10 protein-coding genes are annotated in these 11,741 nt (G+C 45.3%); 5 read left to right on the plus strand and 5 right to left on the minus strand.

The features are described from left to right. Positions 1 to 44 precede the first annotated feature (44 nt). The 3 genes from QUA58_RS20890 to QUA58_RS20900 all read right to left on the minus strand — a co-directional run bounded on the left by QUA58_RS20890 (position 45) and on the right by QUA58_RS20900 (position 2,438). Positions 45 to 1,559, minus strand: coding sequence for an efflux RND transporter periplasmic adaptor subunit (locus QUA58_RS20890; protein ID WP_333248101.1), 1,515 nt, complete (start codon positions 1,557 to 1,559; stop codon positions 45 to 47). An 85-nt stretch (positions 1,560 to 1,644) separates the two neighbouring features. Further along, the gene (locus tag QUA58_RS20895; RefSeq protein ID WP_333395712.1) at positions 1,645 to 2,088 is read right to left on the minus strand and encodes an Imm30 family immunity protein; all 444 of its coding nucleotides are present in this window, start codon (positions 2,086 to 2,088) and stop codon (positions 1,645 to 1,647) included. Next, positions 2,088 to 2,438 (minus strand): hypothetical protein, encoded by a 351-nt coding sequence (locus QUA58_RS20900; protein WP_333395713.1) that lies wholly within the window; start codon positions 2,436 to 2,438, stop codon positions 2,088 to 2,090. The genes QUA58_RS20895 and QUA58_RS20900 overlap by 1 nt, the downstream gene beginning before the upstream one ends. Positions 2,439 to 2,663: 225 nt before the next feature. Between QUA58_RS20900 and QUA58_RS20905 the strand changes: the two genes are divergently transcribed. Together QUA58_RS20905 and cysS are read left to right on the plus strand one after the other, a co-directional pair. Continuing rightward, a complete protein-coding gene (locus QUA58_RS20905) occupies positions 2,664 to 3,239 on the plus strand; it encodes a Uma2 family endonuclease (RefSeq protein WP_333395714.1) in 576 nt (191 codons plus the stop codon). A 71-nt stretch (positions 3,240 to 3,310) separates the two neighbouring features. After that, positions 3,311 to 4,807 (plus strand): cysteine--tRNA ligase, encoded by a 1,497-nt coding sequence (gene cysS, locus QUA58_RS20910; protein ID WP_333395717.1) that lies wholly within the window; start codon positions 3,311 to 3,313, stop codon positions 4,805 to 4,807. A gap of 55 nt (positions 4,808 to 4,862) precedes the next feature. Here cysS and QUA58_RS20915 read toward each other — a convergent pair whose 3' ends face one another. Then, positions 4,863 to 5,819, minus strand: a complete 957-nt coding sequence (locus tag QUA58_RS20915; RefSeq protein ID WP_333395719.1) for an alpha/beta fold hydrolase — start codon at positions 5,817 to 5,819, stop codon at positions 4,863 to 4,865. 190 nt (positions 5,820 to 6,009) lie between these two features. On the opposite strand from QUA58_RS20915, the gene QUA58_RS20920 reads away from it, so the two are divergent. Beyond that, positions 6,010 to 7,122 (plus strand): AI-2E family transporter, encoded by a 1,113-nt coding sequence (locus QUA58_RS20920; protein WP_333248113.1) that lies wholly within the window; start codon positions 6,010 to 6,012, stop codon positions 7,120 to 7,122. Positions 7,123 to 7,534: 412 nt separating this feature from the next. Here the strand turns inward: QUA58_RS20920 and QUA58_RS20925 are convergent, their stop codons facing one another. Continuing rightward, on the minus strand, positions 7,535 to 8,470 hold the full coding sequence (locus QUA58_RS20925; protein WP_333248115.1) for an OmpA family protein: 936 nt from the start codon (positions 8,468 to 8,470) through the stop codon (positions 7,535 to 7,537). A 314-nt stretch (positions 8,471 to 8,784) separates the two neighbouring features. Here QUA58_RS20925 and QUA58_RS20930 point away from each other — a divergent pair, with 314 nt between their 5' ends. Beyond that, positions 8,785 to 9,456: a hypothetical protein gene (locus QUA58_RS20930; RefSeq protein WP_333248117.1), complete on the plus strand. Its 672-nt coding sequence runs from the start codon at positions 8,785 to 8,787 to the stop codon at positions 9,454 to 9,456. Between the two features lie 5 nt (positions 9,457 to 9,461). Continuing rightward, a complete protein-coding gene (locus QUA58_RS20935; protein ID WP_333395721.1) occupies positions 9,462 to 11,540 on the plus strand; it encodes an abortive infection protein in 2,079 nt (692 codons plus the stop codon). Positions 11,541 to 11,741 lie beyond the last annotated feature (201 nt).

Consider the following 11,741-nt stretch of genomic DNA (forward strand, 5'->3'; position numbering starts at 1 on the left):
CGTACATTAATAAAATTAGCTAATTTGATCCTACTCTTTAATTTTTATTCCAGATCATCACCCTCTGTTTTTTCTTTCTTTTTAGTTGTTTTTTCTTCCTGAATAGGAGTTCCTGGCTTTAAGGAAGGTTCAGGAGGGGGTATCACAACACTGTCACCTGGCAGCAAACCCGAAGTTACTTCTACCTGAGTTAACCCTTCTAAACCTAGTGTAACTGACCGTTTCTGAGCTTTACCTTGACTGTCACGAATCCACACAAAAGGCTTAGACTCCGATCGCACAATTGCCTCCGTATTCAAAACTACTACCTTCTGGCGCTGCTGCAAAATTATCTCCACATTCACTTGACTCCCTGGAATCAAAGTCCGGGTTGGAGCATCGAGTCTTACTGTTGCAGGAACCGTTGGTTGACTGCCTTGATTAGAGCCGTCATTTCCTTTACTATCACCACTTTTAGCAAGAATATACAAGCTTTCTACTCTTCCTGAAAACTGCTTAGAATTGGGGCCAATAATGCTGATACGGACGAACTGCTTGGGTCTAACTTTAGCAGCATTGAGCGTAGAAAGCTGTAGTTTTACCAGTTCTTGTGAAGGGTCGCCTAATGTCAAAAGCTCTGTTCCCTGCGGCACTCCGTCGCCATTTTTAACTTGAATATTAAGTACCTTGCCATCAATAGATGCAGTCACCATATTGTTTTTTAGTTCCTGTTCTTTTTTTCGGTACTCAAGCAGAGAGCTTTGGAGAGCGGGGCTACTTCTAGCAACCTCTAACTGAGCTTGTCGCACTCCTGACTGAGCAGCGATCACTTGTTCCTGAAGTCCTTGCTCTTTATCTTGTCGCTGAATTTGCCGACTTTTGAGGTCGAGCAAATCGGTGTTGATTCGAGACTGTGCCTCTCGTAAACTGACTTTAGCTTTGCGAACTTCGTCTTCTTGGGAGCGCACGTCATCTGCCGAAATATAACCTCTTTCAAATAATGCTTTTTGCTCGGTAAGTTTCCGCTCAGCAGCAGCCAAAACCACCTCAGCGTCAACAACTTTTTTGCGATTATTTGCTAAGGCAATTTCCTGTTTTTTAATTTCTAATAATTCGTTATTTGGCCCGGATTTATAATTTTGAAGTCTCCCTTGGGCGATACTGAGCGTTTCCTGGGCTGCGACAAGTTTTTGGCGTAAGCTTTCTAGAGTGAGTTTTTCTTTTTGAATCTCCAACTCTTGCTTGCTAAGAATTGTTTGTTTTTCGGGATTACGAAGAGTGATTAAGTTCTGACCCGATGTGATATTTTGCCCGATTTTTACTAACACTTCATCAACAGTAGCATCAACGGGAGATTTAAGAGTTTGTTGACCAGCCAATTCAATAGTGCCGCTTTCATTAAGCGTATCTTCAATATCGCCAAGTTTGACGGGTATCAAGCGCACTCCTATGGGTTCGGGAGGTCGATTTTGATATAACCCATAGGCAAATAAGCCGCCGCCGATGCCTAGAGTGAGAAAACTCGACCACAGTAGCCATTTGACTCCTGTTTTGAAACTATTGTTTTCTTTATATTTCACTGTCAACTCCCCCTACAAACTGTAAATAACTGTTAAGCGTGCGCGATCACCCTTTGACAGATTTTGCTGTTGCCTAAAAACGTCCTTACCTAGCTAACTCTAATTTTGGCTCCCGCTTGTTTAAATGATAACTAGCACTTTCTTCCAGCAATTGACGAACAAAATTAGGTTCTTGGGAGTTCAATGAATGCAAAATATCTCGATACAAACCACAAGCATCATCATCATTTAAAATGCGGCCGTGGAGGATTCTCGTCCATTCCGAAGCAACGAGCATTAATTGCGGTACAACTGTAACAAACGCTTGAATCTGTGCTGACACATCAAAAGATTCTAGAAAATGAATCAAACCAAACATGACTTCTGGTTGTTCGCAGCGATCGTCTAAAATCAGATGTAAATCTGGCAAATCTTCATCTTGAGGACGATCGGCAAGTGAGGCTAAAGCATTTTCAAAAGCTATAACTTCATCAGGCGATCGCATCAATTTATTTGTTTCTAAAATGCTAATCCAGATATTTTTTTTCATCAGCTATTACCTTCCTTGTCAAAAATTCTCGACCAAGCTAACTTATTTAACCGGATAACTTCCTGTAAGCTGCGTCTAATCTCTGGGCTATAAAGTCCCTGACGGCGATAAATCGATCGTGCATCCCTAATCTCTCTAGCCAGTACATTTCTTGGGGAAACACTGAGATTGGGGGATTGTCCAGAGGAGATAGTTTGGCGATGACGACCTCCCTGACCAGGCAAAGGGTGTTCCATCATCATAGCAATACCCATGCCTTTGGTGTAGCCAGGAACTTTTGCAGCCATAAACGCATTAGAAGGAATGTGGTGCGGTGTTAGATTATCGCCTCTACGTCCAGTTTGCAGCAACCGATCGTAGCGTCCGACAGCGCCTTCTCCTGGAAGTAGTTGAGGTATGTTATTTACGATCTTTTCTCGTACATATTTCAGCTACGCAATATTTCATAATTTTATCATGAAGGAATAGCAAAGCTTTGTATAATTAGTACAAGGTTATTTTAAAAAGCCGATATAACCTTGCAAGCTTTTGTGACACAATAGAATAGGTGATAGCCGATCGCGAGGCCGCACAATATGCTCAAAACTACCATTACCATTCCCCAAACCTTCAAAGTAACTCACGAACAGTTCCAGCAAATTGCTGCCGTCAACCGTGAGTTAAGACTAGAGAGAACAGCTACAGGAGAATTAATTGTTATGCCCCCCACAGGAAGCGATACAGGCAAACGCAACCAAGATGTGTCAGGACAACTCTGGCAGTGGAATCGCCAAACCAAGCTAGGAGTAGTATTTGATTCTTCTACTGGTTTTCAACTGCCCAATGGGGCCGATCGCTCCCCTGATGCTTCCTGGGTTAAATTAGAACGGTGGCAAACTCTCACACCCAAACAACAAGAAGGCTTCGCTCCCCTTTGTCCAGACTTTGTAGTAGAATTGCGCTCTAAGTCTGACAACCTGGAACCATTGCGGGAAAAAATGCAGGAATACATGGCAAATGGAGCAAGTTTGGGATGGTTAATCGATCGCAAAAATAAGAAAGTCGAAATATACAGACAAAATCAGGATGTGGAAATATTAGATAATCCCAGCACTTTGTCAGGGGAAGATGTGTTACCAGGATTTGTCTTAGATTTAACAGATGTTTGGTAGTGACACCGAAAGATTCACCAACAGCAATATAATAAATTAGAGCAGTACGTCAATCCCAAATCTCAAATCCCATGCCCCTAACGCTTTACAACAGCTTAACCCGTCGCGAATCACCTTTTGAACCCCTCGAACCCCCAAAAGTGCGGATGTATTGCTGTGGCGTTACGGTATACGATTACTGCCATGTCGGCCACGCCCGCGCTTACATTGTTTGGGACATGGTGCGGCGTTATCTGATGTGGCGGGGATACGATGTGCGCTACGTGCAGAATTTTACAGATATTGACGACAAAATTCTCAACCGCGCCCGCGAAACCAATTCCACAATGGAAGCCGTGGCGGAACGCTTCATCGAGGAATATTTTGCAGATATGGACAAGCTGAATATTCTCAGGGCCGATGAATATCCCCGCGCCACGCATACAATGGACGGCATTAAACGGCTGATTCACGAATTAGAAAATAAAGGTTATGCCTATGCCTCCGGCGGCGATGTTTACTACAACGTTAGGCAGTTTGCCGATTACGGAAAACTTTCGGGCCGCAAGTTGGAAGAAATGCAGGCTGGGGCTAGCGGTAGATTAGAAACCACAGAAATAGAAGCTCAGAAAAAGCAAGATTCGTCTGATTTTGCCCTGTGGAAAAGCGCTAAACCGGGAGAACCTGCTTGGGATTCATCTTGGGGAAAAGGTCGCCCCGGATGGCACATCGAATGTTCGGCGATGGTGCGCGATTGCTTGGGCGAAACTATTGACATTCACTGCGGCGGTTCCGATTTAACTTTTCCGCACCACGAAAACGAAATTGCTCAATCTGAAGCCGCGACTGGCAAGTCACTTGCTAATTATTGGATGCACAATGCTTTTGTGACTGTCAATGGCAGAAAGATGTCGAAATCTTTGCACAATTTTATTACAATTCGCGATTTGTTGGATGGGAATTGGTCGGGCGATACAGCTTTGGAAGGAAGCCAGAAGTCAAAAGCGCTGGAACCGATGGCGGTGAGGCTGTTTGTATTCATGGCGCAGTACCGCAGTCAAATTGATTTTACCGAAGAGGCGATCGCTAGCGCTCGAAATGGCTGGAATACGATCAACGAAGGCTTGCTTTTTGGACTCCGATATGCCGATAAACTGAATTGGGATGTTGAGAAAACCGGACAAGATACCGATGCTGTGCAGGAATTCCAAGCAGCGATGGACAATGATTTCAATACTCCGGCTGCTTTGGCTGTTTTGTTTGAATTGGCTAAGGAATTGGGTAAGGAAAGCAATATTTTGGTACATCAAGGCAAAACTGAAACTCCGGCGGAATTGTTGCAGCTTCATTGGCTGACTTTGGTTAGTTTGGCGGGGGTTTTGGGGTTGGAAGTTCAGCCGGAAGCTGACAGCAATGATGCGGTTGGCGGTTTGAGCGATGTGGAGATTGAAGTGATGATTCAGCAGCGGAAAGATGCCCGGAAAGCTAGGGATTTTGCTGAGGGCGATCGAATTCGCAATCAACTTAAGGATAAGGGAATTACTTTGATTGACCAAAAGGATGGTACAACTATTTGGCATCGCGGTTAAAATTTAGAGTTTGCAACCGCAGATGCACGCGGATTAACGCGGATGTGTGCGGATTTTAGTTGTTTTTTAACTTATTTGCAAATTCGGCAACCGCGCCGACAAATTCTGGGGTTGATTCGTAGGGTAAAACGTTGCGCCCCGGCATTAACAAACCCTCTGCGTTGGGAAAGTTAGCCAAATATTGCGCTAATCTTTCCTCTGGTTTTTCTTCTTTACCCGATTGACTGATGCTTGAGGCTTTTTCTCCCATGACAACGAGTACGGGGCGATCGAACTTTTGAATCGTACTGCTATAATCCTGGCGCCAAAACCCCGCTAAAAACGAGAAAACCGCGTGCCGACTGTCAGGATTCGCCGCCCCAGCCTGCAAAGCATCCAACCATTCGCTGTCAACTTTTGCCGCATCGCCAAACAGTTGTTTGATGGAAAAAGAACGCAAAAACTCAGCGCGTCTGGCGTAGCGGTAAAAAGCGTTTCCCAAGGGAGAATCTAACAAATTCCAAACGATTCTTTGCTGTCTCTCTGTCGAATGTTTGTTCATCACCGCCCAAGCTGGAGGCCCTGCGAGAACTAAGCCACGAATTAAATTTGAGCCGCTTTCCTGCTGCATTTTTGCTAAAGCCAAGCCTACTGACAGTAAAGCACCTTGCACGAGGACGATCGCAGGTTTTTTCACTACAGTCTCCAAGAAAAACTGCAACTGGGCCGCCCAATCGTCTGGATAGCAAGCCACAGCAGGCATTTCGCAATCTCCGCAGCCCAAAAGGTCGGGATTGTAAATCGGATTAGTGTTCCCTGCTTTGTACCAACTCTCACAAAATCTATGCCAAAAGATTCTTGACAATCCAACTCCAATCGGATGAATCAATAACAAAGGGATGCTATCTTCTGTCGCAGTAGTTGGGTTATAAACATCATAAGCACAGCGATAATTTTGCCATTCGTAAAACAGCGTTGCTGACTTTATAGACGAAAGGGTGGACAAATCTTGGGTTGAATATTGCGGTTCCATAGAAAATTTTGAATAGTTCAATTTTTTGTGCAAATCTTAAATTTTATTATAATATAAGTAGGGGCGGGTTTTACCATAAATATTTGGGTAAATCAAGAGATAGATAAACCCGCCCTCTTAGACTACGGGATAAATAAACTGGTCATTCTTCGATCGTGCGATCGCAACTACAAACCTTTATTATTTAATCATGTCAGAACAGCGGATTACCATTTCTATACCAAACTTGCTGCTCATTGTAGCATCGTCCTTGCTGCTAGTGCTGCTGTGGCAATTACGCAGCCTGCTAGTAATTCTGATGATATCAGTCGTGCTGGCCGCTTCCATCGTCCCGATCGTGAATTGGGCCGAAACCATGCGGGTTCCCCGCTGGCTGGCGGTGATTATGGTTTATTTAACTCTCATCGGCGGATTTAGCGGGACGGTAGTGTTAATCGGGCCCACGGTCATCGAACAAATAGAGTTACTGCTGCGGCAGTTACCACTGTATGTCGAAAGTTTGCGAACAGTGGCAACTAATGTATTGAGTCGCCTAACCGACGATGCCCCAACCTTGGTAGGTCAGTTGGTAGACACTCAATCGCTGACTAATTGGCTGATTCGATCGAGTCAACAACTGGTTTTGCGATCGTACAGTTTAACGAGAGGCATTCTAGGCGGGGTCTTCAGTTTAGTTTTAGCATTATTTATTTCCGGTTACATGGTAGCCGATAGCAACACATTAATTAAAAGTTTGGTGCAGTTTTTCCCGAAACCTTGGGATGAAAGATTAGCCGCCCAAGCAACTCCCATCGGTCAAAGAATGGGGAGTTATATTCGGGGACGGGTGTTAGTTTCGGGAATTTTAGGGATATTTATTACCACAGGTTTGAGCGTTTTGGGAATGCCGGAGTTTGCTTTAGGCTTAGGTGCGATCGCAGGCGTTACCAACCTGATTCCCTTCATCGGCCCAGTTTTGGGTGCAGTACCAGCATTAATCGTAGCATTAGCTAAAGGTGGCTGGGTACTTTTGTGGGTATTACTGTTATTTGTAATCATCCAGAATTTAGAAACTTACGTCCTCGATCCTTTGCTGGTTGGTTCATCGGTTGGTGTGCATCCTTTATATCAATTGCTTTCTGTATTGGGAGGCGTTCAAGTATTAGGAATTATTGGAGCTGTAATTGTGCCACCTTGGTTTGCGGGAGTGGCAGCTTTGATTGAAAACTTGTATTTAAAACCCAAACTTAGGAGCGAACATAGAGAGGCAATAGATCAGGCTAAAAATAATTCTGACTTGCCACCTCTTACACCTTCGGCGTGACAGCAGGGGAGAAGAGGAGAAGGGGAGTAAGGGAGAGGGGGAGTAGGGAATTGAAACATAAAATTTATATCGTTTCTGTTGGCATCGGAATAATAATTTTCGGAGTTCAGCGCTTACGTGACCGATCGCATTTCCGCTCGTACTTGGGTATAATTCCGTAGTTACCAGGTTTAATATTAAATTCACAACAGCAATTTTAACATCCCAGAAGCCGTTTGATATCAAATCCGTTGGTGGCATCGGAATTATTCATCTCTCTCTTCTCTTCCTCTGTGTGCTCTGTGTCCTCTGCGGTTAAATCATTCCGGTTCAACCGGATGTGATATGACTCCAATTATTCGATCGCTACCATTGACACTGCAACAATATCTACAAGTCCGCTGACTAATAACTAATGACTGATGACTAAAAACTAAGGACTAATTGCCACTTCAATGCGGCGGTTGCGCTGCCGATTAGTATCAGAACTATTATCCACCGAAGGGCTACTTTCCCCATAGCCGATCGCCACCCAATGATACTTCTGACCGAGTACACCAGACAAATACTGCACCACCGCCTGAGCCCGGGCAAACGACACATTGCGATTATCCGCCGCTTCCCCCGCGTCATCAGTGTGCCCCGCAACCCGCACAGTTGCCCCCTCGTGATTGCCCAACTCCGCCACCAAATTGTCCAAAATCGCACTTGTTCCCGCGCGCAAAGAAATGCTGCCAGTATCAAACAAAACATCGCTGGGCAGAGTTACCATCAGCCCATCCCCCCCAAACACCGGATTATTGGCATTCTGTGGGGCAGTATTTACCGTTTCAGGGTTCAGACTCGGGCTGCTGCCGATCGCCGGTAAAGCAGGGGCAAGACTTGCCACCGTTTCCGGCGTCGCCAATTCCCGCGACATCAACTGCAACCGCTTTTCCAAACTTTCCGTCGGGCGGCTGCTGCCCAACTGACTCTCCAAAGCCGCCGTGCGACCAATTAGCGCGTTGAGTTCGCCCTGCAACTGTCTCAAATCCGACTGCAATTTCTCTCTCTGGGCAGGACTGACTTTTGACTGGGGAGTCGGTGTAGCCGTTGGTGGCGGGAGCGCCGGAATTGGCGTTGCTGGGGCGCGTTTCGGGCTGGAGGTCAAATTTTGAGTTACACGCAGCAATCTCTCTGCCAGCGGCATTTCCGTCGCGCCTGACGGATAAAATTGAGCGATCGCCATCCCCAAAACCCACGCAAAACCGCTGCCCACCCCCAGCAGCAGCAGTCGAAAAATCAGCGACAGTACAAGCAAACCTTTTCCCCGCGACTTGGAGACGCGAGTCGGGGGGATTGAAGGTTTTTGGTTAAAAGATGGCGGCATTTTTCCTCCCTCTCGGTACACATACCAGATTAATTTCGATACTATCTTACCTATTGGATTTTCATAGGACTTGAGTTAAGTTCTGTTACCAACTAAATTAAGTTAGCAGACCTTGCCACCTTTGTCTGTCGATTTGAAATTTGAGATTTTAGATTTGAGATTTGTCCTCTAATCTAAAATCTAAAAAAGAAACCCGGTTTCTACAAATCTGGGGTTGGGCGGCGAAGCATCGAGGAAGAAACCGGGTTTCTAGTCCCCTGCGTGTAAGCCTGAATCTGTTAGATAATGTGGTAGAACTTTTGGGGAAAAAACCGATGACCGACCCTTTAAATAGCCCTTATCCCGTTCCTTGGGAATGGATTAGTGCCACTCATGCTAAAGTGAGCTCCAGCGTCGGCACAGGGCTGCGCTACTATCGCAGCCCTTCCCTAGTTTCAACTAACGGCCAATACGCAGCTTACAGTCGAATTGAGTTGCAAGTACAGCCGGAATTTGCCCGGTGTCGGGTTAGCAGCGTCATGTTTGTCGAAAATCTCAAAACCGGCGAACTGCAAACAGTGGCGGCTGCTTCGCCACTGGCGGAAAGCGGGATGTATGCTAGCGATGATACAGATATGTCCGGGACGATCGCCATTTTAGTGCCTGTTTCTTGGAATCAAGACGGTTCCCGCATTCTCGCCCGCGAATTTGAAGCACTTTTCAACTCTTCGGATATGTCCGACTACGGTGTCATTTGGGACAAAAATGATAATTACACTTATACCGTTGCTCCCGCTCGCAGTCTTTACACTCATGCTGTATTGTTGGGTTGGAGTCAAGTTTGTCCCGGAAAAGTTCTGTTCCGCGCAGGCAATTTGGGCGATCGATCTTGGCCTCTGTGTGCAGTGGATATGACAGGGCAAACGGTACCTGTCACCGAGGACAAACCCCTAGTTTTCGGCAGTCAAGCCAGCACAGACTGGATCGAACCTAAAACTCGTTTTTAGATATTATGGCGGCATTTTCTTTGATCGGGCCAACAATTTTTTTAGTGTCAGGTCAGTCTTTCAACCAATTCATTTTGACCCTGGGGCTGATTATTTTAGCTGTTGTTTTGGGTTTAACAGCGTTTATTTTTATTCGCATTTTTCTCAATTGGTTGCAGGCAAAATTGGAAAACAACAGTCTTTTTTTGAGACGCTTGTTCACAAGAAACACTGGTCATTTAACCGCTAATATTTCACCACCTGAAAAGGTTTTTTTAGAACCCCGCTTCGTAGAAAGTGACGGCAAGTTAACTGCTACTATTTTTGGAGGCAAAAGCGATATTTCAAAAGCGCTTGAACCCGATATAATCTGCGAAAATTCAGCAGCGGTTGCCTATCTATACAAGCCGATAGCCCTTTGGCACGGGCGCTTAATTTTGCCCTCAAACGAACAGCGCCAGCCCTACGGTTCAGTGTTTTTTGAAGTAATAAATGCCCCCAAAAAATATAAAACTTTCATTGGCAAAACAGCATTTTTGAAGTGGAGTACAAATCGCGAAGTACAGTTTTTTGTCCACGCAGTCAGTCAAGATATAAACTTCACACAAGAAACAAAAAAAAGTCAAAAATCTGGCAACATCCATCCAGATAGATTGAACGGCTGGCGAAATGTCGGCCCTTTAGAAACTCTAGCAGGCAGCAGACTCGAAGACAGTGTGACTGTGATGCTACGCAGGCCCGTGATTGCGATTCATTATAGCAGCAGCGATCGCCAGGAACTCACGATCGATCGCGAACCAGTACAAATTATCGGACGTTTCTGCGCCTTAGTCTCAATTTTACAGCGAAAAGAACCCGACAGCGACAAATTTATTGTCCGGCATTTCAACAAAACATCTCAACAATTTGACGGCGCAGCCGAAATCATTCGGATTCCACAAGTACAGCCAGACAAAAATGGCGTAGCGAGGTCTACCAATCACCTGATCGAACAATCGCCATTAAATCCAGACGGCTGGTATATTTACGGCGAAAGAGACGAAGACAGTATATTTGTAGTAGAGGCAATCGAACCCCGTAAAATTGCCCAATTAACACCAGATGAAACACATTTAGGACTGAAAAAATCTCTCGCTTATTTAAACAGCAAAAATTGGGAAAATACACCCGCCCAAAAAGGGCAAGCAAAAAGAGTATTGTTAACCCCAAATGATGCTACAGAAAACGATTCCATCTCTCCTTGGCAAGAAGGAGATATCGGGATAGTGATTCACAGTTTCGGGGGTATAGGTGGCAAAAAAGGCGAACGGCCACCGCTGGGAATTGTCACCGGACATTTTGCTTTCGGAGTAGCAAAAGTAGTGCGCGATCGCTTTACCAGCGAACTGCGTTTTGACATAGAATACAAACAAGTTTACGCCCACAATCCCGACGGAATTGTCGCCGGTTCCAGCAAATGGCAAAGCTACATGGGAGACTTGCAGCGCGGCTGGTTGGGCGATCGCCCGGTTTGCGATATCATCTGTAAATTAGACTGCGTGTGTTGCGACTACGATTTTGGCGGCATCACCTTGTCGCCTTTAACCGAATTAAACCAGCAACTAGATATCATGATGGCCCGCTACCGCAGCGGAGACGGCACCGGCGCAAGTTTAGTCACGCCAGCAACTTCTTGCGTCCAAGATTCAAGTCAGGCAATTTACGCGACAATTAAAAAAATCACTTCCGAAATCGAGTCAAATCCTCAGATTCAAGACTGGCTGAAAACAAATCCCGCCGCCGCACAAACCCAAAGGTTTCACCAGCTAGTAGCATTAGGAGAGAGTTTAGAAAAAGTATTAATTCCCCTCGGTATTGTTCGTCCAGATTGGCGCAAAAATTCCAGATTGGCGGGGATTGATTCTGAACTGAAAAAAAGCTTTTTTGCAGGTATAGCGAACTTGATAAAAGCTGCTATTAGTTACCGAACAATGTTGCCCAGACGCACCCAAGATGAAATCGCCAAAGTTTTATTAAAACAGGGAGCATTTTTGTGGATAATTCGCACAAATCAAGTCGGGGGATTTGACCCAAATATTGAGCCGATCGCACCAACAGGACTTTGAATCAATACGGTTTAGTTAAGCTCGATCCCCCCTAGCCCCCCTAAAAAAGGCAGGGTGGATTAATTGTCAGGGGGGAATGTAGAATAGAAGAGGTAATCAAGTCTGCCCTGTCCGGGTAGACTATCCAGGGTGAAATGAATTAACCATGAATTTAATTGAAGCAATTAAATCTGTTCCCGATCATAGACATTCGAGAGGTAT

This window comes from Microcoleus sp. N9_A1 (assembly GCF_036701795.1).
Lineage (GTDB): Bacteria > Cyanobacteriota > Cyanobacteriia > Cyanobacteriales > Microcoleaceae > Microcoleus.

Excerpts from the sequence above, each read along its gene's own strand:
- QUA58_RS20905 (WP_333395714.1), top strand. The coding sequence starts at position 2,664 with ATGCTCAAAACTACCATTACCATTCCCCAAACCTTCAAAGTAACTCAC.
- QUA58_RS20915 (WP_333395719.1), bottom strand. The coding sequence starts at position 5,819 with ATGGAACCGCAATATTCAACCCAAGATTTGTCCACCCTTTCGTCTATA.
- QUA58_RS20930 (WP_333248117.1), top strand. The coding sequence starts at position 8,785 with ATGACCGACCCTTTAAATAGCCCTTATCCCGTTCCTTGGGAATGGATT.
- QUA58_RS20895 (WP_333395712.1), bottom strand. The coding sequence starts at position 2,088 with ATGAAAAAAAATATCTGGATTAGCATTTTAGAAACAAATAAATTGATG.
- QUA58_RS20935 (WP_333395721.1), top strand. The coding sequence starts at position 9,462 with ATGGCGGCATTTTCTTTGATCGGGCCAACAATTTTTTTAGTGTCAGGT.
- QUA58_RS20925 (WP_333248115.1), bottom strand. The coding sequence starts at position 8,470 with ATGCCGCCATCTTTTAACCAAAAACCTTCAATCCCCCCGACTCGCGTC.
- cysS (WP_333395717.1), top strand. The coding sequence starts at position 3,311 with ATGCCCCTAACGCTTTACAACAGCTTAACCCGTCGCGAATCACCTTTT.
- QUA58_RS20920 (WP_333248113.1), top strand. The coding sequence starts at position 6,010 with ATGTCAGAACAGCGGATTACCATTTCTATACCAAACTTGCTGCTCATT.